The organism is Marinobacter sp. MDS2, assembly GCF_030718085.1.
Lineage (GTDB): Bacteria > Pseudomonadota > Gammaproteobacteria > Pseudomonadales > Oleiphilaceae > Marinobacter.
Map to the genome: position 1 here is coordinate 247,970 of NZ_JAVAJF010000001.1, position 25,810 is coordinate 273,779.

The 25,810-nt window shown below is 54.4% G+C and carries 25 protein-coding genes and 1 other RNA gene; 4 read left to right on the plus strand and 22 right to left on the minus strand.

All coding sequences use genetic code 11. The features are described 5' to 3' along the window. Positions 1-2: 2 nt before the first annotated feature. From Q9245_RS01145 to Q9245_RS01250, 22 genes are all read right to left on the minus strand, one after another. Complete coding sequence (locus Q9245_RS01145; protein WP_305895440.1) at positions 3-953, minus strand: AgmX/PglI C-terminal domain-containing protein; 951 nt, start codon at positions 951-953, stop codon at positions 3-5. After that, positions 946-1,434 (minus strand): biopolymer transporter ExbD, encoded by a 489-nt coding sequence (locus Q9245_RS01150; RefSeq protein ID WP_305895441.1) that lies wholly within the window; start codon positions 1,432-1,434, stop codon positions 946-948. The genes Q9245_RS01145 and Q9245_RS01150 overlap by 8 nt, the downstream gene beginning before the upstream one ends. After that, complete coding sequence (locus tag Q9245_RS01155; protein WP_305895442.1) at positions 1,431-1,961, minus strand: biopolymer transporter ExbD; 531 nt, start codon at positions 1,959-1,961, stop codon at positions 1,431-1,433. Before Q9245_RS01155 ends, Q9245_RS01150 begins: the two co-directional genes overlap by 4 nt. A 42-nt stretch (positions 1,962-2,003) precedes the next feature. Next, positions 2,004-2,651 carry a MotA/TolQ/ExbB proton channel family protein gene (locus tag Q9245_RS01160; RefSeq protein WP_305895443.1) on the minus strand — a complete coding sequence of 216 codons (648 nt, stop codon included), beginning with the start codon at positions 2,649-2,651 and terminating at the stop codon, positions 2,004-2,006. 28 nt (positions 2,652-2,679) lie between these two features. Further along, positions 2,680-3,030 (minus strand): hypothetical protein, encoded by a 351-nt coding sequence (locus Q9245_RS01165; RefSeq protein WP_305895444.1) that lies wholly within the window; start codon positions 3,028-3,030, stop codon positions 2,680-2,682. After that, positions 3,027-3,521, minus strand: a complete 495-nt coding sequence (locus Q9245_RS01170; RefSeq protein ID WP_305895445.1) for a tetratricopeptide repeat protein — start codon at positions 3,519-3,521, stop codon at positions 3,027-3,029. The genes Q9245_RS01165 and Q9245_RS01170 overlap by 4 nt, the downstream gene beginning before the upstream one ends. Further along, complete coding sequence (locus tag Q9245_RS01175) at positions 3,514-6,345, minus strand: tetratricopeptide repeat protein (RefSeq protein ID WP_305895446.1); 2,832 nt, start codon at positions 6,343-6,345, stop codon at positions 3,514-3,516. The genes Q9245_RS01170 and Q9245_RS01175 overlap by 8 nt, the downstream gene beginning before the upstream one ends. Then, positions 6,342-7,928 carry a M48 family metallopeptidase gene (locus Q9245_RS01180; protein WP_305895447.1) on the minus strand — a complete coding sequence of 529 codons (1,587 nt, stop codon included), beginning with the start codon at positions 7,926-7,928 and terminating at the stop codon, positions 6,342-6,344. The genes Q9245_RS01175 and Q9245_RS01180 overlap by 4 nt, the downstream gene beginning before the upstream one ends. Before the next feature lie 481 nt (positions 7,929-8,409). Then, positions 8,410-9,588 (minus strand): VWA domain-containing protein, encoded by a 1,179-nt coding sequence (locus tag Q9245_RS01185; RefSeq protein ID WP_305895448.1) that lies wholly within the window; start codon positions 9,586-9,588, stop codon positions 8,410-8,412. Positions 9,589-9,610: 22 nt separating this feature from the next. Next, entirely contained in the window at positions 9,611-10,453 is an 843-nt protein-coding gene (locus tag Q9245_RS01190) for a MoxR family ATPase (protein WP_305895449.1), read from the minus strand. Positions 10,454-10,483: 30 nt separating this feature from the next. After that, entirely contained in the window at positions 10,484-12,352 is a 1,869-nt protein-coding gene (locus Q9245_RS01195) for a VWA domain-containing protein (RefSeq protein WP_305895450.1), read from the minus strand. 38 nt (positions 12,353-12,390) lie between these two features. Next, a complete protein-coding gene (locus Q9245_RS01200; protein ID WP_305895451.1) occupies positions 12,391-12,735 on the minus strand; it encodes a hypothetical protein in 345 nt (114 codons plus the stop codon). Beyond that, the gene (locus tag Q9245_RS01205) at positions 12,735-13,181 is read right to left on the minus strand and encodes a YcgN family cysteine cluster protein (RefSeq protein WP_305895452.1); all 447 of its coding nucleotides are present in this window, start codon (positions 13,179-13,181) and stop codon (positions 12,735-12,737) included. The genes Q9245_RS01200 and Q9245_RS01205 overlap by 1 nt, the downstream gene beginning before the upstream one ends. After that, positions 13,178-13,471, minus strand: coding sequence for a YcgL domain-containing protein (locus Q9245_RS01210; protein ID WP_305895453.1), 294 nt, complete (start codon positions 13,469-13,471; stop codon positions 13,178-13,180). Before Q9245_RS01210 ends, Q9245_RS01205 begins: the two co-directional genes overlap by 4 nt. Then, positions 13,468-14,619, minus strand: coding sequence for an HRDC domain-containing protein (locus Q9245_RS01215; RefSeq protein WP_305895454.1), 1,152 nt, complete (start codon positions 14,617-14,619; stop codon positions 13,468-13,470). The genes Q9245_RS01210 and Q9245_RS01215 overlap by 4 nt, the downstream gene beginning before the upstream one ends. Before the next feature lie 14 nt (positions 14,620-14,633). Next, positions 14,634-15,236: a recombination mediator RecR gene (gene recR / locus Q9245_RS01220; protein WP_305895455.1), complete on the minus strand. Its 603-nt coding sequence runs from the start codon at positions 15,234-15,236 to the stop codon at positions 14,634-14,636. Positions 15,237-15,271: 35 nt separating this feature from the next. Further along, a complete protein-coding gene (locus Q9245_RS01225; protein WP_114333620.1) occupies positions 15,272-15,595 on the minus strand; it encodes a YbaB/EbfC family nucleoid-associated protein in 324 nt (107 codons plus the stop codon). Positions 15,596-15,599: 4 nt separating this feature from the next. Next, the gene (dnaX, locus tag Q9245_RS01230) at positions 15,600-17,489 is read right to left on the minus strand and encodes a DNA polymerase III subunit gamma/tau (protein WP_305895456.1); all 1,890 of its coding nucleotides are present in this window, start codon (positions 17,487-17,489) and stop codon (positions 15,600-15,602) included. Positions 17,490-17,560: 71 nt separating this feature from the next. Then, on the minus strand, positions 17,561-18,598 hold the full coding sequence (locus Q9245_RS01235; RefSeq protein ID WP_305895457.1) for a lipase secretion chaperone: 1,038 nt from the start codon (positions 18,596-18,598) through the stop codon (positions 17,561-17,563). Positions 18,599-18,647: 49 nt separating this feature from the next. Continuing rightward, positions 18,648-19,592, minus strand: coding sequence for a triacylglycerol lipase (locus Q9245_RS01240; protein WP_305895458.1), 945 nt, complete (start codon positions 19,590-19,592; stop codon positions 18,648-18,650). A 174-nt stretch (positions 19,593-19,766) separates the two neighbouring features. Further along, an RNA gene (gene ffs / locus Q9245_RS01245) (signal recognition particle sRNA small type) lies at positions 19,767-19,863 on the minus strand. A gap of 80 nt (positions 19,864-19,943) precedes the next feature. Then, complete coding sequence (locus Q9245_RS01250) at positions 19,944-20,705, minus strand: 2OG-Fe(II) oxygenase (protein WP_305895459.1); 762 nt, start codon at positions 20,703-20,705, stop codon at positions 19,944-19,946. A 107-nt stretch (positions 20,706-20,812) separates the two neighbouring features. On the opposite strand from Q9245_RS01250, the gene Q9245_RS01255 reads away from it, so the two are divergent. From Q9245_RS01255 to prsK, 4 genes are all read left to right on the plus strand, one after another. After that, complete coding sequence (locus Q9245_RS01255; protein WP_305895460.1) at positions 20,813-21,733, plus strand: D-hexose-6-phosphate mutarotase; 921 nt, start codon at positions 20,813-20,815, stop codon at positions 21,731-21,733. A 53-nt stretch (positions 21,734-21,786) separates the two neighbouring features. Next, on the plus strand, positions 21,787-22,602 hold the full coding sequence (locus Q9245_RS01260; RefSeq protein ID WP_305895461.1) for a lysophospholipid acyltransferase family protein: 816 nt from the start codon (positions 21,787-21,789) through the stop codon (positions 22,600-22,602). Next, positions 22,602-23,540: an SDR family oxidoreductase gene (locus Q9245_RS01265; protein ID WP_305895462.1), complete on the plus strand. Its 939-nt coding sequence runs from the start codon at positions 22,602-22,604 to the stop codon at positions 23,538-23,540. Before Q9245_RS01260 ends, Q9245_RS01265 begins: the two co-directional genes overlap by 1 nt. Before the next feature lie 106 nt (positions 23,541-23,646). Continuing rightward, positions 23,647-25,782, plus strand: a complete 2,136-nt coding sequence (gene prsK, locus Q9245_RS01270; RefSeq protein ID WP_305895463.1) for an XrtA/PEP-CTERM system histidine kinase PrsK — start codon at positions 23,647-23,649, stop codon at positions 25,780-25,782. Positions 25,783-25,810 lie beyond the last annotated feature (28 nt).

A 25,810-nucleotide genomic window follows, 5' to 3' on the forward strand; every position in this document is an offset into this window, starting at 1 on the left:
TCTTAGCCCGGAAGGAAATCAATCGGGAATTGAACCTTCCGGGCGCTCACCTGGGCCGCTCCGAAATTAAACATTTGCACCCTCATCGCAATACGTTGCTCCAGCGACGGATTACTTAAATCGGATGCCACCACCCGACAAGCAGATACGGAGCCATTGGGCTCGATCGTCAGTTCCAGAGTGACTTTACCCTCGAGCGTCGGATCTTTCCTGAGCTCCCGTTTGTAAAGCGAATACAGAACGCTCTTTTGCGCATCAAATACCTGACGAATGTTACTCATGGCCCGTTGCTTAGCCTGTTTGCGCGCCGGTTTTTCCGCGGTTGCCGCAACCACCTCTTCCGGCGCCTTAATATCGGCGACCTGGTGGCCTGCAACCGCCACCTCCCGAGCCGGCCCTTCACGGGTTTCTATTCCGCCGCTACCGGCCAGTACGTCAGCGCTCGAGGGCACCTCTGACAAACCGGTAGCTTCGGCGCCCGACACATTCGCGGTCAGCTTGCGGCTGTGTTTCGGCTCGGTTTTAGTCAAAGCCTGCAGCCGGTTTTTCATGGCAAACAGGCCGGATTTTGATGCGGTCTCTCGAGCCTGCTCCTTGGTTTGAACAGGTTGCCCGGCTACCTTTGGCGGCAGTTTAGGTTGCCGAGTTTCAGAGACCGACTTCGGCTTGACCACATCGTTCGCTATTTCTGGCGTAGGCTCAGGTTCTTTTACCGGCTCAGGCTGTTTTGGTTGTACCGGCGGTGAAGAAGCAACCAGTTTGGCAAGCCGCGGCGGTATCCGCTCGGCTTCAGCGCGATTCATTTCCGGAACATCCAGATGCGGAATCAGTGCAGCCGGCACCAGAAACAAACCCAACACGATGACCAAGATAACCCTGAAGCGAATGCTTTCTGCGCCATCACGAGTCCATGGCAGACGGCTATCAACGTTTCTTGCGACACGATCAGCCATTGCTCACCTCCGCCTCTGCGGCGAGCCGAACCTGGCGAAACTGCTCATCCACGCAGGTTTGCATAATCCGGCGCAACAATCGGTAATCGGTATCTTTGGCCGCCATGATGGTGATTTCGAGACCTTGTTCAGGCACGTCATCCCAACGGCTGCGGCGGTAAGCCAACTCTTCGGACAAACCGGCTATTCGTGTATCAGTGGATTCAATGCCATCGAGCGTCGCCACCTCGCGGCCCTGCACGAGTATCGATTGGCCGCTGATCTGAACTGTCAGGTTTTCGACCGCTTCCTGTTTCGCCGTGGACGTAGGCAAAGCAACATCGGCATTGTTCTGCATCACTTTGACATCGGAAGAATTCACCATCAGGAAGAACACCAGAATGGTAAATATATCCATCAAAGACACCAGGTTCAGGCCACCTGCCTTGTGCATCCGGCTGTAGTGCCGTTTCCGCATCCGGGCTCTGCGTGAAGTCTTCATACGCCCTCTCCCTCTGCGGCTTCAGGGCTTTGCGCCAACACGCGACTTTCAGCGGCATCCATCAATGCAACATCCGGGAATAACTCAGCCTCCACAACACTGGTTGCCACAACTGCGGGGTACGAACGCACGGTATCCATCACCGACACCAACGTTTGATAATCAACGTTAGGCCCCACTTCCAGAATCACATCGGTTTTATCTGGAACGTGCCGTTTGATTTGCTGCAGAACTGTCCGCAGGCCCTCGTAATCCTGCGCCTCTCCCTTGGCGGGCAATACCGCGATAAGGCCGCGCTCGCTGTCGGCGATCTCAAGGCCGTTGGGGATGACTGTCACCACCAACCGCAAGTCTTCCGCTGCGGGAGCTTCTCCGGCATCCATGCCGGGAAAATTGAGCTCAATCATGCGAACCTGGCTGAACACCATACCCAAAAGCAACACGGGCACCAGCACGATCATCAAGTTCATAAAGGCCGTGATGTCCAGCTCCGCTTCGGCACTTAGCCGGCGGTGTCGACGTCTCATATCACCCTACTCCTGTTCAAACGGGTTTGAGAATGTGAAGCGTCACGCCGCAGCGTTGCGAGCTTCTGGCTCAGACACAATGTTCAGGAGTTTGACGCCTGCCATTTCGAAACTATCGACGATTTCATTGGTACGGGTTTGAAGCAACGCGTGGAACAGCAACAGCGGTATGGCAGAAATCAAGCCAAACGCGGTGGTGTTCATCGCAACGGAAATACTTTCGGAAAGGAGGCTCGCTTTTTGAGCCGGATCGGCTGCGGCGACCGCGGTAAACGCTGCGATCAGCCCGATGATGGTGCCAAGAAGACCGAGCAAGGTGGCCACGTTCGCCAGAGTCGCCAGGTACTGGGTTCGTTTTTCCAGCCTCGGAAGCACCTCCATCAATCCTTCTTCCATCGCGTATTCAATGTCTTCACGACGGCTGTTATTCAGCAGGCGGGCAATGCCCGCACCCAGAACAGACGCAATCGCGCTGTCTGAACTGCTTGCAGCCTTCATCGCCCGGGAATAATCCCGTTTTTGCAACGCCGGCAATATGCCACGTTCAAAGGCCAAGCGGTTTCGGCGGCGAACCGAACCAAGGTAGACAAATCGTTCCAGGGTGATCGCCAATCCAATCGCCAATACGACCGCAATCGGGTACATGAAAGGACCGCCGTCCTGGAAGAATCGGATGAGGGTGTCAAGCATGATGTTGTTCTCCGTTGTTACTGCTGAGTCACGGTTTATCCTGTGCTGGGAGGCCGTTCATTGGCTCCAGCACCAGCGGGTTCAGGGTTTCCCGAAACAGTCGGTGATTTTCAACGGCTGTTGCGGTAACCGGTTGGGTTAATTCGGGTAACTGTTCGTTCAGTTCAGCCCTTGGTCTTCTGGGCAGGCTGGGGCTTTGCCAGGGCAAAATGTAAAGTATGCGCGGATCATCCTCGCCGGCGCTTGCGGATATACCCGCCACTTCCAATACCGGCTTCTGGCTTGGCTTTACAGGCTCTTCTGAATGGGCGCTCACGGGCGAAACAACAACCAAAAGAAGGGTGAGCAGGCAGCCCGTCAGTGCAACAAGATGTCTCATTGAAGCCTCCGTTCAAGGTCGGTAATCCAGCCAGTGACGGTTTTATCTTCCGCGCCCGATAACTGCTGATAACGTTTATAGTGAACCAACGCTTTCTCAAGCTGCAGGAGGTATAACTCGGAAATCACCGCCAGGTTGTAGTACAGTTCTGCGGTTTCTGGTGAGGCTTCTACCCCCTGTTCCAAAAGCTTCGCTGCGGCGGAAAAGCGGTTTTGATCTTTGAGCACAAGGGCCAGGTTGTTAACCGTTATCGCGTCTGCGGGGTTGAGCTCTACTGCGCTCTGCCAGGACTGGATAGCGGTATCAATGTCGCCCCGTTCGTAGGCCCGCTTGCCCTCCAGCGCCAGCGCACTTGCCTGCTCGGGTGAATACAGGGACTTGGGCTTAGCCGTATCCGCGCCGGGTTCGGTTTTTGTAACTGCACACCCGGACACGACAGTTGCCGCCAACAGCAGCAGGCCAAGTGCTGTTTGGCGCGTGTAGTCAAACACCGTCATTCTCCTTTTTCGTCCAGGTCATCCAACGCAGGTTCCGGCTGTAACGCCCCGGGTGCATGGCAGCCAGCACGTCCAGGCTTTGGCGGATCCATTCGTCGTAACCGCGTGAGCGAATCATTTGATGGTTTCGGGTGTGCAGCTCCATCGCCTTTTCTTCAAGCGGATACGCTTCCTCTTCCAGGAGCATCTGGTACTGCAAACTTTCAAGTTCGTTGAGTTCGGCCGGCACCTCAGAGGTCATTAAATCCGCGGCCAACACACGATAAAGCTCTGCTTGCCTGAACAGCACCTCTGTAACCACGGCGTCACCGGCAAATGCCTCAGCTTCTAGCAGGTAGGTCTGTGCTCTCTCCAACGCAGCTTGTTTGCTAACCAACGTTTTTTCCAAAGGGTGCTGTAAAGCAATAGCCACAAACTCATCCGCAGCACGAGCCCCAAGCTTTAACGCGGCATCAGCCGCCCACGCCAGGGTTTCATCCGAATGCCATTGGCTGCGCGATTCAGCGGTAACCAATGTGTTTAGAACCTCGTAATCGGTTGCGCCAGACTGGATCAGGCGCTGTCGCATCGTTTGTTGCTGCACATGCTCATGAGCTGTCGCGGGCGCTGGTGCAATGGAAAGCCACTCCCGATAAAGTGTATTACGGGCTTCGATGTGGTTGGTTTCGTGGTAGATTTCGGCTGCCCGCAAGCGCTGAGGCCAGGGATCGGACATTCCAGACGCCCTGCCAAGAAGCTCGTTCGCCGCCTTTAAGGGTTGGCCGGATTGACGATAGGCGTACACCAGTTTTTCACTGACCTGATGCGCTAACCGATGGTTTGCATAATCAGATCTGAATCGATTCAGTTGATTAATAGCCGCGATCCATTCCGAAGCCTTTAACAAGGTGTTCGCAGCATCAAAACGGGCGTTAACGGCGAGTTCCGAATCAGGTGCCACATTCACCACCCGCTGGAAATGCGCAACGGCCAATGCAGAGTTACCCGCAGATGCTGCTTGCTCGCCCTGCTTGTATATCGACACGGCCAACTGCGCTCGGATGTCGCTTCGCTGGTGCTCCGTAACGGCCAACTGGCTCGAACTTTCAGCAAGCGAAAGTGCCTGGCGCCACGCTCGTTCAGCCAAGCCAAACTCACCTTTATGCTGCTGCACGCGGGCGATTACGAGCCATGCGGCATATTGTTGCTCGGTGTTTGGCGCCTCCCCCTCCAATGTCTTCTTTGCATAACTCAATGCTGTTTCATAATCACCACGAGCATACCAACGGTTCGCCAAGTCTGCGCGCAACGCCGCCACACGTTCATCCGCTCCGAAGGTTTGAGAATACCTCTGCTCTTCCAAACTTAACGCCTGCAAAGCTTCATGATGCTCAGTGGAGTGGCGCCCCTCTTCTAGCGTTACAAAGGCTTTTCTAAGCATGGTCATGGCTGCCCAACCCGCTTCGTCAGACCGTTCGTAGCCAGCACCGTATGCGGCCTTCCGGAAATTCGACAAGGCTTGCAAATCCTGCCCTGCCAGCAGCCTGGCATCACCAGCCAGATGCATTAGCTCACCTTTTTCGCCGGAACGGGGGGCCAACATTTCATAGTATTCCGCTGCTTTGGCCCAGGAACGCTTAGCGTCTTCCCCCTTCCCGACGGATTGATCGGCTGAACCTGAGGCGTAATAAAAATCCCCCAACGATCGGCCATAAGTCAGCCAACGTTGCTGATGGTGAGCAGGCAGCTCCTGAAAATAATCTTCTGGAAGATACTGAGCAACGAACTCCGCTTTAGCTTCCCGGACTTGGGCAGGTGCTCCGGCCATTGCCCGAAAATCGACATTCTGCGCCAGGAAATCAGGGCCGGCACCATGCCCCGGAAACGCGCCCACAAAGCCGTTATTTACCGCTACGGCACGGCCATAACGGCCTTCAACAGCGTGTAGATCTGCTAATCGATCGTACAGAAGGTAGAACCAAGGTGATGGGGACCGCCCGGCCAGCCAGCGTTCCAGAGTTTGGTTATCATCCAACCGGGAAGCCATCAGCGCCAGCACGCGGAAGCTGTCTTCCACCATATCCAGATTGGAATTAGCAGGCTTTCGAATCTGTTCAGCACCGGGCAGCTGTCGGTCCAGCAGTTCCATAAAGGTAACCGCCGCCCGCTCCCAGCCTGACATTCCCTGTTTAAACTGACTCCACCCCTTCATGTAACGAGCTTTTGTGGCAAGTATGGAATCAGGCTCTGCCGAGATCAGCGCTTGATACCCCTTTTCAGCTTCCTGATACCGACCGGCGGAGAACTCAGCTTCAGCAATGCGGAAACGCGCCTCCGGGACCAACTCTGATGACGGGTACAGCCCAACCAGTTGCCGCAACCGCTGGATAGATTCCGGGTGCTGCCCCGTCAATGCATGAGCTTTCGCCATTTGATACAACAACTCGTCCAATCGGCCAGAGAAGGAGCCCCGCGACAGAATGCTTTCGTAACTGCCCAACACGTCTTCGTAGATCTCTGTTTCTTTCTGCTCCGGGAAGCCAATATCCTGACCCGAACGGTCGCGAATATTATTCAGACGATTCAGCGCGTCGATTCGCACCTCTGGCTCGTCCGAGTCTTCAAACAGTTTCTGGTATCGACGCGCCACTTCAGCAGGAGAAATTGCTGGCAACGGGCGGGTTTCGAATTTCAAAAAAACGGGCCGCATGTCGCGCAGGGTTTCGCCATCCTTACCCAGTTCAACCCGAAAAGATTCTTGCGCCGACACATTGCTTTGCCCTAGCGCTACCATGACCAACAACAGCAGTAGTCGCCTGTAACCGAAGTGCATCGTCATTGGGCCTCCTCCCCTAGCGTTTCTAGAGCCAGGTATTCATAGAGGTGCGCAATTTGCTGCTCGGTTTTATCCAGAGCATGCCCCATCAACCGGTATTGTTGATCAACAAAGTCCAGTGCCAGCATATCCAACGCTCGTGCGGCGCGGGCTCGCCCCGCATTGACTTGGGTTTGTAATCCATCGATTTGCTGTTTTAACCGCTGCGAATCAGAAAGCAGTTTCTTTATCGACGTGGCAGAAGCGCCGGCATCCACCAATTGGGTTAACGCGACGATGAACACAGACAGATCATGAGCATTGCGGTTCAACTGGGCCGTCATCTCGTCATAACGTGCCACGTTCCTGACCGCATTCTGCGCATTTGCCTGCTCAAGGAAGGTCAGCAAATACGCCATCCGCGGCTGAGTTAACGTCCGGCTATCAGCCAGAAACCATTGCGGCCCGGTATTTCGGGCATCTTCAACCAGCGCCTTGTAGGCGCCGTGTTGCCCAATCTGTTCAGCCAGCGCACTCAATGTGACTCGTTCGCCCTGATAAGCTGCGTTGGCCGCAAGCCAGGATTCACCGGCCTGCCCGGGATACCCCGCCATATCGAAGCCCCGCCCCATTCCTATCCAGGCATCTGTCACTCCGGGAAAGGCCATCGGGAATTTCTTCGCGCGGTGCCAGCTCTGCATAGCGCCACGGTGATTCCCTTTGTTCGCCAGTGCCAGACCGTGGAGATACAGCGCCTGAGGCGCGTAGTAACTATCCAGCCGCACTTTTTCGAGTAGATTAATGGCTTTGTCGTAGTCGTCGCTCTTGAGGGCAAGGTATCCTGCGCGAAGATGCAACTGATTAAGGAGGTTGGTACCGCGGGTGTCGTTGTTATCTTTGGCAGCCATCGCCATTGCGACTCGCAACGATACAAGCGCCCTGGTGAAGTTCAAGTCGTCTCGGGCAAAGTCATTAGCAAGATTGAGATACCCCAATGCTGCCCAATAGCCCTCGTCCATTTTTGCGAGATAGCGTCCGGCTGCATCAGTCCGGCCTTTGATCCGTTCCTGCTCAGCCAATTCAAACATGTTCCGTTCACGGCGTTCACGATGAACGCGTTCGGCGTTGCCTTGCGGCCCGGAATTGTCGGATACGCCGGATGCATTCGATGAAACAGGATCTGCTTCTCGTTCTGAGAAAAGCGCGCCAGGCTCGAACTCGGGTGCCTTGGCACTCAGTGCTATGTGTAATTTTTTAATCACCGAGCGCTTAACAAATGAATGCAGAAATTCACGGCGCACGAATCGATTATTATCGGCACGAGCATTCACCACGGTTTTGAGTTGATGAGGCCCGCTGGACAGGTTTCCTTGGTATAGCGGCAGTGTTTGCCCCTTGGCCAAGCCATTGCGATCAGACTCGGTGTAGCGGTGTGATGTGACAAGGTGGTCGTCGAGATAGAGCTCCAGAGAATCAACAACCAGAGTTCTTGGCGTTACCACGACAACACTCAACTCCACACGGGTATCCGTATGCGGCAGCAACTCGTCCTCAACGGCACGCACGCTATGGGTATGACTGGCGACCATCTCTGTGAGCTGCGTCATCCGAGTATCGGGAGATACTGCGTGCACACTGTTTACCATGCATACCGCTAGCAATCCGGATATCCAACGCCCCAACATCCTTGGAGCAATCCGGCACTTTTGTGATTTTTGTTTGCCGAACATAGTTGTCCTGTGGTGTCTGGCCGAAACGATTGCGGCCACCGTGTAACAATTCGAAATAAAGAGTAACACCCGCTAACAGCCAAGAACGGTATCCATTTCACCAAATGAACATTTGATGTGGAGGGGATGTCAAAAGTGTCGATTTATTTGACAGATGAGACAAGGAAAGGATTTTCAGAAGAGGGTAAAGGGCAAAACACAACAAGCAGGCCATTGATTATAATGGATAATAGTTAAGGCTGGCCTAATCCCTGCTTGGATTAACCGTGCGGGCGCGCCAAGAGGCTGCACCCGCTTGATATGCCGAGCTTTGCCGATGCCGTTACACGCATCGGCTTTTTTCTTGTCCAACCAACAATTATTTGGTCAGCTGTTTCATGGCCGATTCAAGACCTTCAATGGTTAGCGGGAACATGTGATCGTTTACCAACTGCCGGGTAATGCCCAACGATCCACCGGTGCCCCAATAACTCTCCGGTAACGGATTCAGCCACACCACTTTGTGGAAATGGTCGGTCACACGCTGCATCCACGTTGCGCCGGCTTCTTCGTTCCAGTGCTCGATAGAACCGCCGGGGTGCGTGACTTCATAGGGCGCCATGGTGGCATCGCCTACGAAAATCACTTTATAGTCCGGCGTGTATTTGTGGAGAATATCCCAGGTGCTGGTGGTTTCGTTCATGCGACGAATATTGTTCTTCCACACACTTTCGTAAATAAAGTTGTGAAAGTAAAAATACTCCATGTGTTTGAACTCAAGTCTGGCCGCCGAGAACAATTCTTCACACACCCGGATGTGCGGGTCCATAGAACCGCCTACATCAAAGAAGATCAGCACCTTCACGGCGTTATGCCGCTCCGGCACCATTTTAAGATCCAGGTAGCCGGCGTTTCGGGCTGTTGAGCGAATAGTGTCATCAAGATCCAGCTGATCGGCCGCGCCCTGGCGAGCAAACTTGCGCAACCTGCGCAGGGCCACCTTGATATTGCGAAGCCCCAGGGTGATGCTGTCGTCCAGATCCTTGTAGTCCCGTTTCTCCCAGACTTTCACTGCCCTGCCGTGCCGGCCATTTTTCTGACCAATACGAAAGCCCTCGGGGTTATAGCCATTGGCGCCAAAAGGCGATGTGCCCCCGGTACCAACCCACTTGTTGCCACCCGCATGGCGTTCTTTCTGCTCTTCCATGCGTTTCTTGAAGGTTTCGATCAGCTCTTCGAGGCCACCAAGGGACTCGATCTTGGCCTTTTCTTCTTCGCTCAGGTGCTTTTCGAACTCGGCCCGCAACCACTCGTCCGGAATCAGCGCCTCCAACAAATCGTCGAGGTTTTCGATACCGTCAAAATAGGCTTTGAAGGCCCGATCAAACTTGTCGAAATGCCGCTCATCCTTAACCAGACAGACACGGGCGAGATAGTAGAACTCTTCCATATCGGCAAACGCCAGACGCTGCTGGATTGCTTCCAGCAAGTCCAGAAATTCCCGCAGACTGGCCGGTACTTTGGCTCGGCGGATTTCGAGAAAAAAATCAATCAACATAAAACGATGCTCTTGCCAGCAATCAGTTGCGGCGACGCGCCATAAACGCCAGCCTCTGCAGCAGGTGTACGTCTTGCTCGTTCTTCACCAGCGCACCGTATAGCGGTGGCAACGCAGAACTGTTGTCTTTTTCCAGCAGTGCTTTGGCGGACAGCTCATCGGCCATCAGCAGCTTCAGCCAGTCGATCAGTTCAGACGTGGACGGCTTTTTCTTCAGACCCGGCACTTTCCGAACGTCGAAAAAGACTTCCAACGCATCGCGCACGACTTGCTGCTGCAGCCCAGGAAAATGCACATCCACGATGTCCTTCATGGTGTCATGATCCGGGAAACTGATGTAGTGGAAGAAACAACGGCGCAAGAACGCATCAGGCAGCTCTTTTTCGTTGTTACTGGTGATTACGATGATCGGGCGCTTCTTGGCCTTAACGAATTCCTGGGTTTCGTATACAAAGAACTCCATGCGGTCGAGTTCTAGCAACAGGTCGTTCGGGAACTCAATGTCGGCCTTGTCGATTTCATCGATCAGCAGAATCACTTGCTCGTCAGACTCGAAGGCTTCCCACAACTTACCTTTAACGATGTAGTTGCGAATGTCTTTTACCTTCTCGTCGCCGAGCTGGGAATCACGCAGACGAGATACTGCATCGTACTCGTACAGACCCTGCTGGGCTTTGGTGGTCGATTTGATGTGCCAGGGAATGAGCTTCATTCCCAGAGAGGCCGCCATTTCTTCCGCCAACAAGGTTTTGCCGGTGCCGGGCTCGCCTTTGATCAGCAACGGGCGCTGGAGCGAAATGGCTGCGTTAACGGCCATTTGCAGGTCATCGGTGGCTACGTATTTTTCGGTACCGGTAAACTTCATGTGTCTAATTCCTGTTAGTTACTTTAAAACTTAATCTTTTTTGGCTTTGTCTTCAGGCAGATCGTCGAATTCTGACAGATCGAAATCTTCTAAACCAAATTCATCCGACTCGTCATCGAATGCCTTCGGCTCTGACTCGATGGTTTCGGTCACTTCGGGAATGTCTTCTTCCGTATCAAGCTCCGGCTCGGGCACCAATTCCGGCACCTCTTCTGGCACTGGCTCTGGCTCTGGCTCTGGCTCTGGCTCTGGCTCTGGAACAGTTTCTTCAAGAACCGGCAGCGTTTCTTCGGGCTCTTTCTGCTCGCGCTTGCGACCCAAAACGAACAATACAACCCCGACAATGATAACGAACAGGGCCGCAATTGCACCCAGCATCCAAACCGGGATCCCCCACAAGGTGCCTTTCTCGGGTTCGTGGATCGGTTGATCTTCGGTTTCCGGAGATTTTTGCTCCACTGGCTCCGGTAAAGGATCGCTGACAACCACTGCCTCATTAAGCGAACCGGGCTCTATATCCGATTCCGGTTCCTGCGCTGACGCAGGCTCGGGATCGTCAAGCGACATTTCCTCCAAGGGTTGGCTCAAATCCGGAACCAGTGGCTCCGACACCACCGCAACGGGCGGCTCTTCGCCAGGAACAACAAAACTGGTTTCGGCACTGAACTTACGCGCAAAGGTTCCACCATCGGCCAGCACTTCCACCCGATAAACACCGGCCTTAGACAGCTGTTTCAGCGTTTCACGATATACCCCATCCTCCGGTGGAGGTCCCGAGGAGAGTACTTTCGAGCCCTTTTTCCGGTTCCCCGAACTGAGCGAAAGGGTCACATCCATAACGTCCAGAAAGTTCGGGTCATTCAGCGGCTGGCTGCCCTCATAAAAGGCGACCTCAATCTCGAGTGGGTTTTCCGTGCTGAATTGTGACGGAATCGGGCCAACGACCATTCTCAGATTGCTTACCACAGTGACACGGCTACCCTGCCCCAGCTCACCATCAATCTTCCACTCTCCCGGTTGTGGGTCGGTAACTGTAATCAGATCGTAGCCCGGTTCTGCCAACCAGCGAACGTTACCGGGTGCTTCTGAAACGGTAAACAGCTCACCACCCGGCACAGCCAGGCGGAGCTTGCTCTGCTCCGACGAGGGCCCGCCGGTAAAGATCAGGGCGGTCAATTCTTCTACGCCCTCATCAACGGTAAAGTGGTTTCCTTCGAGGGGGAGCTGTGCCTGTGGGGCCACTGCGTTCAAGGCATCGGCAAACGCCAGATTCAAGGCTTCCGCCGAACGGGCCAGTCTGAAGGTACCCCCTGTTTCATCGGCCAGGGTGCGAAGAAACGAGACGTCGGCGAACTCTGATAAGCCCACCGTATGCACGGTTAAACCATTCGCCTTCAACGCCGGCAGCATGGATTCCAGAATTCGGGTTTCCTCGGCACGGCTGGCCGCTTCGCCAGCCGGAATATCGACTTTGCCGTCACTCAGCAAAATCAAATGGGTGTGCTCAAGCGTGCCGCCAGACAACCAGTCATTACTGGCTTTTTCTATGGCCAACCCCAGATTGGTGTGCAATGCAACGGAATTGATCTGCTCCGAACGCTCAATTGCCGCTTGACGCCATGAATTATCTACGGAATCGTGGGGTACGAGCATGTTCACATACTGACCGAAGGTCCAAACCCCGGCCCCCGCGCCATCGGGAAGCAGGCCCGCCAACAGCCTGACGGCAGGACGACGAAGATTATCCGGATCGGTCTCTTTCATTGAGCCGGAAATATCGACCACGACACGGACATCTATAGGCTTTGAACCGGAAACTGTTTCAGCTACGGACACCTGCCATGGCATCAAAACAACAAGAACTGCGGAAAACAGCCAGCCTATACGATTACTTTTCACGGTCGCCCACCAGTTATTATTCGGATAGTTGCTTGGGATTATTTACGTACGAGACGGTATCGGACAAGATCGAGAATCCACACCAACAACATCACTGCTGCCGCCAAACCGAAATTAAACAGCGCAACACCCGCGGCATCGATGTCGCCAAGAACCAGTTCGTAGCCTGCGTACAACCATGCGGGAATCCACCAACCTGCAAGATCAGGCGATTCAACCGGCGTGAGCACTAACACGGTCAGGGCCGCCAGCAAAAGCGTGCGAAAACCATAAAATGGCAAAAACCGAAACAAAACCTTCATCATGTAGAACAACACGATGAACGCAACGGCGTACGCGCCCCAGAAGATGGCGTAAGCCAAAGAAGCATCTGCATCAATCATTAGATAACCCAGTGAATAATATGTTCTTCCCATTCCTCTTCGGGCACATCGCCTTCCGAGGTTACTCTACCCTGAATGGATAATCCTGCTTTGCGCACCGAATCGGGATCGCCTGACCGTAGCGGGTGCCAATCCGCAAGGGGCCGCCCTTCGGCGAGGGTCCGATAAGCGCAGGTATGAGGCAGCCAGGCATAATCAGCGATGGTATCCGGCGTCAGCACGGTGCACTCGGGAACCACATCCGACCTTTGAGAATAGACCGTGCACTGGCCGTTTTCGATGTTCATACACCGACACACCAGATCCGTGTGATACACATCCCCGGTGTCTTCATCTTCAAGCTTCTGGAGGCAGCACTGGCCACAGCCATCGCACAAAGATTCCCACTCAGCCGGAGTCATTTCATCCAGGCGCTTTCGCTGCCAGAACGGAATCTGCGCGCTCATTTTTTATGCTGCTCTACCTTGCGCTTGAAATCGACAATGTAGGTATCCTGCTCTTCCGGCATCTGCAGGAAAAACCCCTTCTCGTGCAAAGCCTCCAGCACCTCTTTGCCCGTTGTTCTGGCCAACTGTTTTTCCGGTGTCAGAAGCAAATCCATAGCATGAGCGGGTTGGCCGAAAATCGAACGGAGCGCTTCCGGAAGCTCCTGCCAATCCTGACCTCTGCGGACGTAAATGTAAGTGTCCGTTTTTTTGGTGCTGCGATACACCGATACAAATTCACGGCTGGTCATTGTTTCACAAGCTCCTCAATTTCGCTGACGACAGGGCCTAACAGTGTCGCTCTCCAGCCCTCAAAAAAATCTTGGCCGTGCAAGGTCTGGTCTTGAATTACTTTTTCAGTTCTCTTTCGGGGAGCAAGAATTTCTATTGGAATATCATGCTCTTCTGCAACTTTCTTGAAGCACTTTTTTACTTGCTTATAAAGTGCTTGCTGATCTCGTGTGAGCGGCCGTTGAATGCTCGCGAAGCCCGAGAGGTCGGCGTCTTTGCCTGCACGCACAAGCGCCAGCAGGTGCTCGCCGTAACGCTTGACGATTCCGCCGGGCAGCCCCTGGATATCGTTCAGCTCACCCAGCGATTGGGGGCACCGCTCGGCGATCGCAATCAACAAAGCATCACTCAAAACCCGATTCCTCGGGCGATCTACCTTGTGGCACTCTTGTTCACGCCACGCGGCCAAACGTTGAAGCACGGACTGTTGGGCGAGTGTTAACGTCCAACCCCCGCGAAGTTTCAGATAATGCCGGTCAACGTCCTCCGGCGCAGCGGCTTCGTCTGCAAACCGGCGCGACTCTTCGGCCAAGGCATGTTCGAGGTTGCGTTCCCGCAGCTTGGAAGTCACCCAATTGGCGAGAGGTTCCAGATATCGAATATCGTCTACGGCGTAGCGCTCTTGCTCTGACGACAAAGGCCGTGACAGCCAGTCCGATCGAGTGACTGACTTATCCAGCGTTTCACCGAACAAAGACTCGACCAACCGGGCATAGCCGACAGAGAAGCCCGCCCCGGCTAACGCAGCGCCAATTTGCAGATCCTGAAGGCCTGCGGGTGCAACTTGGAGCCAGTGCCGGAACAGCTCGAGATCTTCACTCATCGCATAAAGCAATTTCGGGCGCTCGCTATCAGCCAGCATCTGGCGGAAAACCGCTGACGCCTCAGCTACATGCGGTTCAACCAGCCAGAAATCACCTGCCCCACCGAGCTGAACCAAGCCCGGTATCGGGTGGAACGTTGAAACCCGCTCAAATTCGGTATCGAGCGCGACCGGGCAGCCGGCGGGAAGACTGGTCAGCCACTGGTCAAGCTGCTCCGGGGTTTCCAGCCAGCGAATGGTTTCCGGCGCTGGCGGAACCGGTATGGCCGTATGGCTTTGACTCATAAATTAACCTGAAATTATTCAGAAAGGGGTTTACGGCCCCGGAAGGCGTGCGTGAGGGTAAAGCCATCGACATAACCCAATTCTCCGCCCACCGGAATGCCGTGCGCGAGACGGGTGATCAATATGTCCTGGCCATCCAGCCGATCAGCAATGTAATGAGCGGTTGCTTCGCCTTCGACGGTTGGATTGGTCGCCAAAATCAGCTCCGTCACACCCTCTTCGCGAATCCGCCGCAACAGGCGCTCGATACCGATTTCCTCGGGGCCAACGCCATCAATGGGCGATAGATGGCCCATGAGCACAAAATAGCTGCCGCGATAGTCACCCGCCTGTTCGATCGCCAGCAAGTCGGATGGGCTTTCGACCACGCACAGCGTTCCTGTACGGCGCTCGGGTTTGGCGCAAAGCTGGCAGATCTCGGTATCCGAAAAATTTTGGCAACTATCGCAACGACGAACGTTATCCATTGCCTGATTCAAAGCACCGGCTAAACGGACGCCACCTGAACGGCCACGCTCGAGCAAATGAAAAGCCATACGCTGCGCGGTCTTCTGGCCCACTCCGGGTAAACACCGAAGGGACTCGACCAATTCATCAACCATCGGGCTGAATGCCATGCATACTCCTCAAACAACAACTGAGCCGCGATTGTTTAGAACGGCATCTTGAACCCAGGTGGCATACCCATACCCGACATCAGACCGGACATTTTATCTTTCTGGTTTGCTTCAACCCGGCGCACTGCGTCGTTGACCGCCGCTGCCAAGAGATCTTCCAGAATTTCCTTGTCTTCAGACAACAACGAAGGGTCGATATCAACTTTACGCACATCGTGACGTCCATTCATGGTCACTTTGACCATACCGGCACCAGACTCGCCCGTTACTTCTGCTTTTGCGGCTTCTTCCTGGGCCTTCTGCATCTGCTCTTGCATCTGCTGGGCTTTTTTCATCAGATCGCCCATATTGTTCATCATGCGATTATCTCCTACCTGTCTCTATGGGGCGGATACTCTCTTCGACAACCCGCCCTTCAAACCGTTCAACAATGTTCTGTACCAGTGGGTCTTTACGAATCGACTCCACGGCCGCTTTCAAACGCGCCACCCGCTGGCGTTCTTCAAAGGCAGCAGGGGTATGAAGCCCCGGCTCACCCTCTTTCACCTTTAACTGTGTGGCGTCGCCAAAGCGCGATCTCAAGGCCGCAAGAATTTTTTCTTCGTGCCGCTCGTTCAAAAGCCGGGCGTGCCCTTCTTCCAGCGTTAATACAACCGTCTCACCCTCCCGCTTCATGGCACTGTAGCTAGCGAGATTCCCGGGCATACCGGTGATTTCCAATGACCGATAGTCACGTTCCCAAACAAAGCCGTCTTCACTGACCGGCGCGGCCAATTCAACTTCCGTTGACACATTGGCCGGCTCTGGCTCAGGCGGCTGCACAGGTTCAAGCTGGGCCACTTCGGGCATGGGCTTTGACTCGCCGGCCGCTGCAACGGGCGCTTCGCCAACCGCAACAGGTATCGGGTCCTGAGGTGCTGATACGAGCGCCGGCTCATTCGGATCAGGATCCCACGGCGGCGCATCATCGATCACCGGAGGCGGCGCCTGTTCGGTAATCGGCTCAGGAAGAGGAGCCGTCTCCGGCTTCTCCGCCGGAACCGGCTGTGTTTCGGATTGCTCGGATTGCACGGGTTCGGCTTGTGCTCGGGCAGGCTCCGGTTCGGGCTCGGCTCGCCCTGCACTTTCGTTACCGCTCGACGACACTGCCGGCGGTGCTTTACGATCTGCACCCGGGCGGAAGGCCAGCATGCGCAAGAGGGTCATTTCAAACCCCATCCGGGCATCCGGCGTAATGGCAAGATCTTTCCGCCCCATCAACGCTGTCTGGTAAAACAGCTGGGCATCTTCGGCACTGAGTTTGCGCGCCAACGCCTGGGCCTGAGCCGCATCACCCATCGCGTTATCGGCACTGCCCGGCACTACCTGTTCCATGGTGACCCGGTGGAACAAGGACAACAGGTCCGCCAGAATAACATCGTAATCCGGGGCAAAGTCCGAGATCCGGTTGATCTCCGCCAGCAACCCGGGGCCATCCCGCTCAACCAACGCATCAACAATCCGTTCAATATCCTGCTGATCAATGGTACCCAGCATCGTGCTGACATCGCTGGCGGCCAGCTTCTGGTTACCAAACGCAATGGCCTGATCGGTCAGGCTCAACGCGTCTCGCATACTGCCATCCGCGGCACGCGCCAATAACCACAATGCCGGATCTTCGAAGGGAATTTGCTCTTCCGCCAACACCTTCTGCAAATGCCCCACAATGTGCTCGGGTGTCATGCGCTTAAGATTGAACTGCAAGCAACGAGACAGCACGGTGACGGGCAGCTTCTGGGGATCGGTCGTCGCCAACAGGAACTTCACGTGCTCTGGGGGCTCTTCCAATGTTTTCAGGAAGGCGTTGAACGACTGGTTCGTGAGCATGTGCACCTCGTCGATGAGATACACCTTGTAACGCCCGCGCGTTGGTGAATACTGAACGTTATCTGTCAGTTCGCGCATGTCGTCCACCCCGGTACGGGACGCTGCGTCGATCTCGATCAGATCAACAAACCGCCCATCCAGGATCTCTTTACAACTGCCACACTCGCCGCACGGGTTGGCCGTAATGCCCGTCTCGCAATTCAGGCAACGAGCCAGCAAACGGCCAATGGTGGTTTTACCAACACCTCGGGTGCCGGTAAACAGATAGGCATGATGGAGCCGCTGGTGCTCCAACGCGTGTACAAGTGCCTGAAGCACATGCTCTTGCCCCACCATATCCTCGAAGGTACGGGGGCGCCATTTTCGGGCTAAAACCTGGTAGCTCATGATCCGCCAACTGCTCTGAAATCAGGGCTTAACAATACCATGGACCCGGTGCCAGAAGAAGGACGATTGGGCTAGCCAGCGGTTTCGGCCATCTTGTCCAGAGCACGAACACGGCGCAACTCATGCCCTTTAAACATCGATTCTCTTAATGTCCGAAGTGCGTCACTTCGGTCCCCTGGTGCTAAGCCTTCACTCTGCATCACTGCCTGCTTACGCCGCTGGTAGTCCGAAAGCCGCCTTTGCCATTGCTGGCGCTCTCTATCCACCTCTTCCAGCCTGGCCGTTGCTTCAGCCCCGTACTGCTGTAACCGCAAGGCTCGCACCTCGGCTTCACTCGCACCCGATTGGCGCATTCCCTGCACCCGCTGAACCGTTTCCACCACGGCTTTCGAGGTTTCTTTCGACTTTCGAACGTGCTCAGGGAGATTTTGGTCGATCTGAGCCAGTGCGCGGCGCTTTTCGGCCTCACTTAAACTGTCATCTGACATCACACTTTGGCGGTCCAGCGCCAAGCGCAAGCGGCGCTCTTCGGCGCCGTAAAAGCCTTCCGCCACATCGGGCCCCAAATACGTTCTGCGCATGCGATACACCGTATCAAACGCGGCAAAAATATCCGCAGAATCAGTGGCTGCCTGAAGCTCCATCTGCCCGGAAGCGTCACGATAGGCAAGATATTGGTCGAGAATATCGAGCACCTCTGCCTGCACCGCGCCCGGCACTCCGTTTGCGGCCATCACGGCGCGCATACGAAGCTTCATGGCGGGCTCATACTCGCGCCCCGGCGCCAAGCCAATAAAAAAATCCAGAAAACGACGGAGTTGCCGATCAAGCACCAGATTGCCGTTCATATCGACACGAACCGCACCATCGATCTGAATGTCAGCGACACGCTCATCTCTTGGTAAGGCGGGAAGCTCTTGTGCTTGGTCGGGAGAATTTTGAACCGATGCGGCGCTTTCGGGATGATTAGCAATGAACGCGTTCTGATTAACAGAAACCGTACGCACCGCTTTTCCTAACTCCCCATCGGCAAGCCAAAAAAACAATCCGGCACACGAAACGGTGAACAGCAATACACCAAAACAAACAGCGATGTAACGCTTACTCATGAACCACCTCTAGGGCGGGCCAGAGTGGCCCGCACATAATAACCCCCAATCAGAGCCCCAAATTCTTGAGGCGATTGGCCTGCTGTCGATACAACTGCACCGGATCTGCGGCATTGCGCCCAACCAACCCGAACAACTGGTTCACTTGATCAAGATGGTTATGGGCGTAATCAACCCCGAGCACCCTGCCCACTTTCATGCTGCAGGCAGGCACCAGGCCATCGGTTGGCTCGTCAAACGCCGGCTTCAGCGTCAAAAGCAGTGCGTCGCTGGCATCCAAAACGTTGGTCCAGACTTTGTTGCCACCCCAAGAGTAGTAGCGCACCCCATCAACAACTTCTGCACCGTCGTTACCGCAGTAGGTTGACGGCAGGCCGGCCGGGAATTGGGCGTTAAAAGCGAGCGAGCCATCGGTACTGAGGGATGCAATCGCCGCCCCGGTATCCTGCGGCAGCCCACCACCACCTGAGAAGGTATCGATCAACCCGAAGAAAAAGTTTCCGAGGCCGTCCAGCGCGCCATTATTGGCCAAATCTGCCACCGGTGTGCCCCAATTAACACCGCCAACACTGGACACAGAGGCGACAAGGTCTGGCCGAACACCGGCAACGTAGCGGATTGTCGGACCACCGTGACTGTGGCCAATCAGATGCACCTTCTCTGCCCCCGTCACCGCCATATACTCTTCAATCTGCGCCAGCAACTGCTCGCCGCGCACTTCCGACGAATTCGCGGCAGACACCTGAGGCACAAAGACTTCAGCGCCACTTTCCGTCAGCGCTTCTGGAATACCGTTAAAGTATTCAACAAAACCAAGCAACTTATTGAAGCCAGACAACCCGTGTACCAAGACGATCGGATGCTCTGTTTGGGTGTAGGTATCAGCACTTTTGCCGAACAACCAATCAAACCATCCTGCAGAAGCAGATTGAGAAGACAAACCAATAGCGAGGGCACCGGCCAGAACGGCCAGCTTTCGATTTGAACGTTTCATTTCATCACCTGTTTTATTGTTTTAGTTCAGAATGCAACATATCGAGCAACGCCAACATAACGTACAAACGCGCTTCAATTAGCGAACATCGTCACAACAACGAACAGGCAAGGAGGTCTTAAGAGGCCAAAAGCTTGATGACAGCAGGAACAACAGGAAGGAAGTTGGGGGTGACCCCACCAGCAATTCTCCGGCACACAATTCCACCGCTTCGGCTGCTCCCTTCCGGGCCTGACCGGGTTCACGGTTTCATGTTGCGGAGGCACCAATGGGGCCACCATAACGGCGTTTCAGAATATTTCCCTGAAAGCGGCGCGAATAGTATCAGAGAGTTACAGGGACTACAACGCCCTAAAGCGGCAAAGGCACTTCGTCTTGTCGAAACCAGCAAGCAATGCTGTAACGAGTGCGCCTTGTCGGTAATACTTCGTGGGGCACAGTTTCACTCAGGAAGAACGCTCCGCGCCCGGTTTCAGGCCTTAACAAGCCTATCGCCTTTTCCTGATCAACCGCATCGAATACACGCAACTCCCCGCCGTCTTCAATTCCCCAGTCATCATTCAGATAAAGCACCAGGCTGATCATCCGCGAGGCCCTGCCCAGAAAGCTGTCTACGTGACGCTTGTAGAAATCGCCGGCCTGATAGGTGGAGTAATGCGCCTCATACCGTTTCAAACCTAAAAACAAACGGCAATTCAATCCTTCACGCACTTGATCGAAAAAGCGAAACAGCGCCGCCTGTGGCGCACTGGCACCATCCATCCAGACAATTTTATCGCGCCGCACACTACGATCTTTCAGTAAATCAGCGCCACGGCCTATACCGGCGCGGGTCATGGCTTCCGTTTTATCGAGTATCTCAACCTCGCGTTTTAAATCCCGCAGCAAACCTGCAGGCAACCGAGGAGTCAGGTCGCACTCAAGCCACCCTGCACCTGCCAGACCATCGGCTAACTCGTCGAGCCAGGCATCCTCCACCAGATTATGCGCGGACGAAGCGTCTCCAACGCATTTTGGCTCATCTCCGGCCAAGCGATCCATCACCTCACCACCCCGTTCAAGGCGAGGTTCAAGCAGCGGCACCACGACCCCCTTTGTCACTTCTGAATCCATTAACAGCGCTCCAGTAATTTGGGATATTGTATGACTAAAGTCGCCGAATTGGCGCTTTTATTTTAACCTGATAGTACGCAAATGCACTTAAAGAAGCGGCGCCATACATGTCAGAACGCAGTGACAAACCTTCTACCACCTTGGCTCCCGGCCAATGGTCCTTCACTCGCTGGAAAACCATCGGCCAACTGGAAGCTCTGGAAGTTCAGCATCCTTTGTTTGAAGCGGCGATCACGCTCCAGGGCGCGCACCTGGTGCACTTCTCACACACCAACGAAACAAACTGGCTATGGTTAAGCGAGCTAGCCCGCTTCCAGCCGGGGCACGCCATTAGAGGTGGCATTCCCATATGCTGGCCCTGGTTTGGCGACCCGGCCCGAAACCCACCGGCGATTCGAGCCAACATCAAATCGCCGGCTGCTCACGGCTTTGCACGTACAGCGCTGTGGCAACTGGAAGATGTCAGTGAGAGCGCTCACGACGTAGAAATCAGCCTCTCTTTAAACGCTGGCGACGAATTCTCCGGCATATGGGAAGGACACGCTCTGGCGCTGATTACTTTCAACTTTTCGCTTCGCGGGTGCCAAATCGCGCTCACGACAACCAATCTTGCCCCAACCCCAATGGCGTTAAGCCAGGCCCTGCATACCTATTTGCCCACCTCGGACATTACCAACACACGGCTTCTGGGCCTAGGCCAGAGCCAGTACATCGACACGTTAGACGACTGGAACTACGCCGCTCAGGACGGTCCCGTGTATTTCGAGGGAGAAACCGACCGCATCTATGAATCCGGCGACGTGCTGGTTGCAACCACACCTGAGCGTAGAACCAAGCTGATTGGCTTCGGAACCGACTCGACTGTTGTCTGGAATCCGGGCCCTGAAAAATCCCAACGGCTTTCGGACTTTCCTGACACTGGCTGGCGAAACATGCTGTGTGTCGAAACGGCCAATGCGGCAGGCGACTACCGAGTATTAAATACCGGCCAGAGCCACACACTGGGCGTATTGATTGAGCGGGGATAATTCATAACCTTTAACCCGCCAGCATGCACCGGGATTCAACACAGGGAGCAGGTATGGGCCTGGCGTCTTTTATCAAATCGAAATTGAGTTCTAATGAAGTAAGCCGCCAAATTGACCGCATAAAAAAGCCGATTGGAACCTTGGGGTATGACCCATGGGGCTATAACAACGATGCCGTCAAATTCGGGATGAATCTTACCCGTCATCTTTATGAAAAGTATTTTCGTGTTGAAACCAGCGGCATCGAAAATATACCGGCCGAAGGCCCGGTTCTGATAATAGGTAACCACTCAGGCCAGCTGCCCCTTGATGGCATTCTCGTTGGCCATGCTCTGGCAAATCGTGAGGTGAATCCGCGCTTGCCACGAGCGATGATTGAGCGGTTCTTCCCGACCGTACCATGGCTTGGCAACATGTTGAATGAAGTAGGAGCCGTTCTCGGCGACCCAATCAATTGCGCCAAGATGCTTGAAAACGATGAAGCGATTATCGTGTTCCCGGAAGGCGTTCGCGGGTCCGGGAAACTCTACAAGGATCGCTACCAACTTCAGCGTTTCGGCAACGGTTTCATGCATCTGGCGATGAAGTACAACGCGCCCATCGTGCCGGTCGGCGTGGTTGGTTGCGAAGAGACAATCCCTGCCATTGCCAACATCAAACCGCTAGCGAACGCACTGGGCGTCCCTTACGCGCCGGTAGCCCTGCCCTTCATTTTCCCCGCCAAAGTGCATCTTAATTTCGGAAAGCCCATGTATTTCGACAGCAACGAAATTCCGGAAGAACAAGTCACCGAGCGCGTCGAAGCGGTTAAATCCGAGATTAACCGACTCATCAATAAAGGTCTGACCGAGAGAAAAAGGCTGTTCTGATGTCAAAAAAAAACAGACCACAAATTCTTGTTACAGGCGCAGCTGGCGCACTGGCTCAGCAAGTCATCAAACGATTGAGCACCACCTGCGACCTGGTCGCAGTGGATTTCCGCGAAAAAGTCGATCTGGATGACTCAATCCCCAGTTACTGCATCGACTTCAACAAGCGCGTTTTCGAAGATTTGTTCCGCAAATACCAGTTTGACGGCGTTATTCATTTGGGCCGAGTGCAATCGAGCGAACTCACCCGAATGCGCCGCTACAATGCCAACGTGCTGGGCACCCAGAAACTGTTGGATCTGTCCCATAAATACGGCGTTAAGCGGGTTATTGTTCTGTCTACGTATCACGTCTACGGCGCGGTTGCCTACAACCCCGCACTGATTGATGAATGCGCGCCTCTCAAGAGTGCCGGCCTGAGTGCCGATCTGGTGGATTCGGTTGAACTGGAGAATCTGGCCAACCTGTATTTGTGGCGCTACCCGGATCTGAATGTCACCATTTTGCGAGCCTGCAACATCGTCGGGCCCGGCGTGCGCAACACCATGAGCCGCCTTCTCAGCAGCAAAGCAGCGCCCGTTCTGGCCGGTTTTTCACCGATGATGCAGTTCATTCATATTGACGATATGGCCGACGCCATCACATTGACCTGGAAGAAAACCACCAAAGGCGTGTTCAACGTAGCGCCCCATGACTGGGTTGCCTACCAACAGGCCCTGAAACTATGTGGCTGCACCCGCATTCCCATTGTCTCAGTGCCGCCGGTGTTACCAAAAACCATTGCCCGGGTTCTGAAGCTTCGCAGCTTTCCGCACTACCTTCTGGCGTTCTTTAAATACCCTGTCGTCATTGACGGCAGAACGTTCGCCAAGGAATTCAACTTCACCCCGAAACGCTCGTTGACGGAAATATTCCATTATTATAGGGATCACAAGTAACAGTGTGATCCGTGCAGCTAAATTGGCAATTAAAAGGGGCGTAAACGGAGGTTCGCAGCTATTCTGTAGAGGTTAGTGACAGATCAGCGGTTTAAGGAAAGACCGAATGTTCAGCGACCTCAGCGTAATCAGCTACGGTGCATCGGCCATTGTGTTTGCCGTGTTGTCGACTCTGGTGGCAACGCGCTACCTCCGGCGAGAGCTTGATCGCGCGCTGTTTCTTTCGGCCTTCGTTACCACCCTTTGGGCCTCGGCTTTGGTGTCTCAAAGCCTTTGGGGAGAACCCGGATTCTTCATCCGATACCTTCTCGAATTACTGCGGGACACCGCCTGGCTGCTGCTGCTTTTCGCGCTACTTCGCGACTCCTTTCGCCAAGCCAAATTCACCGGCCAACTTCGTAAAACACTGGGGATTGCCACCACCGTATTAATCGTCACCTTACTCTCACTCGGTACGCTGGAGTTCGCGTTTGATGCCGATCTGGTGAGCGGAAAAACCAAGCTGATCGGGCAGCTTGCCCTGTCTTTGCTTGGCTTATCACTGATCGAACAAATCTGGCGCAACAGCCCCACCTTAGGCAGATCCAGCGTAAAGTATCTCTGTATCGGTACAGCCACTATTTTCGCGTACGACTTCATCATGTACGCAGATGCTTTACTTTTCGGGCAGGTCGCCGAGTCGTTTTGGGATGCCCGCGGCTTTATCAATGCCGCGTTGGTTCCTCTGTTTGCAGTCAACATCATCAATTCCCGCAAGCAACCGGTGGACTTCCAGCTTTCGCGCGCAGCGGTGTTTCATGCCGGCGCCCTGATTATGGGCGGCGGCTATCTGTTACTGCTCGCCATTGGCGGTTATTACGTTCGCAGTCTCGGCGGTGAATGGGGCGATGCGCTCCAAGTATTGTTTATTACGATTGCCCTCGCTTTCCTCGTTACGCTCGTGATGTCCCGACGAATTCGCGCTCGAATTATGGTGTTCATCAGCCAGAACTTTTTCGATTACAAATACGACTATCGGGAAGAGTGGTTGAGGATGACCAAAGAGCTCGCCAACCTGAGCGACGAGCCCCCTCTTCCGGAACGCGCGATACGAATCCTCGCGGATCTCGTTGAAAGTAACGCAGGGGTTATCTGGCTCAAATCGGATCAAAACAACTATGAGCTCAAAAGCAGCGTAAACGTCGCTACCCCCAAACACACAACGATCGATGGCGATTCTGACCTCGTCAATCTTTTCAAAACCAAAGAATGGATAATCGATCTCGCCGAGTATCGCGCCGATCCGCTGGCGTATGACTTGATAGAGCTACCGGAGCCCATCACCAAGGTACCCGATGCATGGCTGATTGTGCCTTTGTATCTCGGCAATGAACTGTATGGCATCGCAATGATTGGCAGGCCCTATGCAAAAGTCGTTTTAAACTGGGAGAATTTCGATCTCATCAAAGTCGTGGCGCGCCAAACCTGTAACCTGCTGGCACAAGCCGATGCCCAGAATCGATTGTCCCGGGCCATGCAGTTTGAAGCGGTCAGCAAAGCCTCCGCGTTTATGGTGCACGATCTTAAGACCCTCATCGCCCAGCTTTCTTTGCTGGTTAAAAACGCCCCTAAGCATCGCGCCAATCCGGCTTTTATTGACGACATGATCTCAACAACCGACCACGCTGTTCGGAAGATGTCGAACCTGGTCGATCACGTCAGAAAGCCAGCTATGCCCAACAACGCTGCTCGTAGCAAGATTAATCTCACCGAGCTGGTTCGAACCCTTGCTGAAGACAACAGTCAGCGCCTGCCCGCCCCCCAATTGATAGGCGACCCGCCAGCTATTTACATATGCGCGGAACCCGAACAACTCAAAAGCGTGCTCGGACACTTGATCAGAAATGCTCAAGATGCCACGCCACCTGACGGCGAGATTACCCTGAATCTGAAAACAGCCAAGGGCAGCGTGGTGTTGTTCATACAAGATACCGGAACGGGCATGACCAGTGAATTTATTCGCAGCCAACTGTTCAAACCGTTCGAAAGCACCAAAGGCTTAACAGGCATGGGCATTGGTGCTTACCAGGCTAGAGAGTACGTTCTCGAACTCGGCGGCAATATCGATGTTACCAGCGAACCGGGCGTTGGTTCGTGTTTCTCAGTGCGCATTCCGATGACCCGTGCGGTTATCGAAAAGCCCGTTAATCCAGATGCGTTGCCAAAACTCGAGACCTGGGCACCGCACAAAAGTGTCAATTAATCGGCGCCCGTTCGATTTTTGCCATTCC

Bases quoted from the DNA above. Each gene is read 5' to 3' on its own strand.
- Q9245_RS01145 (WP_305895440.1), bottom strand. From the start codon at position 953: ATGGCTGATCGTGTCGCAAGAAACGTTGATAGCCGTCTGCCATGGACT.
- Q9245_RS01150 (WP_305895441.1), bottom strand. From the start codon at position 1,434: ATGAAGACTTCACGCAGAGCCCGGATGCGGAAACGGCACTACAGCCGG.
- Q9245_RS01155 (WP_305895442.1), bottom strand. From the start codon at position 1,961: ATGAGACGTCGACACCGCCGGCTAAGTGCCGAAGCGGAGCTGGACATC.
- Q9245_RS01160 (WP_305895443.1), bottom strand. From the start codon at position 2,651: ATGCTTGACACCCTCATCCGATTCTTCCAGGACGGCGGTCCTTTCATG.
- Q9245_RS01165 (WP_305895444.1), bottom strand. From the start codon at position 3,030: ATGAGACATCTTGTTGCACTGACGGGCTGCCTGCTCACCCTTCTTTTG.
- Q9245_RS01175 (WP_305895446.1), bottom strand. From the start codon at position 6,345: ATGACGATGCACTTCGGTTACAGGCGACTACTGCTGTTGTTGGTCATG.
- Q9245_RS01180 (WP_305895447.1), bottom strand. From the start codon at position 7,928: ATGACGCAGCTCACAGAGATGGTCGCCAGTCATACCCATAGCGTGCGT.
- Q9245_RS01185 (WP_305895448.1), bottom strand. From the start codon at position 9,588: ATGTTGATTGATTTTTTTCTCGAAATCCGCCGAGCCAAAGTACCGGCC.
- Q9245_RS01190 (WP_305895449.1), bottom strand. From the start codon at position 10,453: ATGAAGTTTACCGGTACCGAAAAATACGTAGCCACCGATGACCTGCAA.
- Q9245_RS01200 (WP_305895451.1), bottom strand. From the start codon at position 12,735: ATGATTGATGCAGATGCTTCTTTGGCTTACGCCATCTTCTGGGGCGCG.
- Q9245_RS01205 (WP_305895452.1), bottom strand. From the start codon at position 13,181: ATGAGCGCGCAGATTCCGTTCTGGCAGCGAAAGCGCCTGGATGAAATG.
- Q9245_RS01210 (WP_305895453.1), bottom strand. From the start codon at position 13,471: ATGACCAGCCGTGAATTTGTATCGGTGTATCGCAGCACCAAAAAAACG.
- Q9245_RS01215 (WP_305895454.1), bottom strand. From the start codon at position 14,619: ATGAGTCAAAGCCATACGGCCATACCGGTTCCGCCAGCGCCGGAAACC.
- recR (WP_305895455.1), bottom strand. From the start codon at position 15,236: ATGGCATTCAGCCCGATGGTTGATGAATTGGTCGAGTCCCTTCGGTGT.
- Q9245_RS01225 (WP_114333620.1), bottom strand. From the start codon at position 15,595: ATGATGAACAATATGGGCGATCTGATGAAAAAAGCCCAGCAGATGCAA.
- dnaX (WP_305895456.1), bottom strand. From the start codon at position 17,489: ATGAGCTACCAGGTTTTAGCCCGAAAATGGCGCCCCCGTACCTTCGAG.
- Q9245_RS01235 (WP_305895457.1), bottom strand. From the start codon at position 18,598: ATGAGTAAGCGTTACATCGCTGTTTGTTTTGGTGTATTGCTGTTCACC.
- Q9245_RS01240 (WP_305895458.1), bottom strand. From the start codon at position 19,592: ATGAAACGTTCAAATCGAAAGCTGGCCGTTCTGGCCGGTGCCCTCGCT.
- Q9245_RS01250 (WP_305895459.1), bottom strand. From the start codon at position 20,705: ATGGATTCAGAAGTGACAAAGGGGGTCGTGGTGCCGCTGCTTGAACCT.
- Q9245_RS01255 (WP_305895460.1), top strand. From the start codon at position 20,813: ATGTCAGAACGCAGTGACAAACCTTCTACCACCTTGGCTCCCGGCCAA.
- Q9245_RS01260 (WP_305895461.1), top strand. From the start codon at position 21,787: ATGGGCCTGGCGTCTTTTATCAAATCGAAATTGAGTTCTAATGAAGTA.
- Q9245_RS01265 (WP_305895462.1), top strand. From the start codon at position 22,602: ATGTCAAAAAAAAACAGACCACAAATTCTTGTTACAGGCGCAGCTGGC.
- prsK (WP_305895463.1), top strand. From the start codon at position 23,647: ATGTTCAGCGACCTCAGCGTAATCAGCTACGGTGCATCGGCCATTGTG.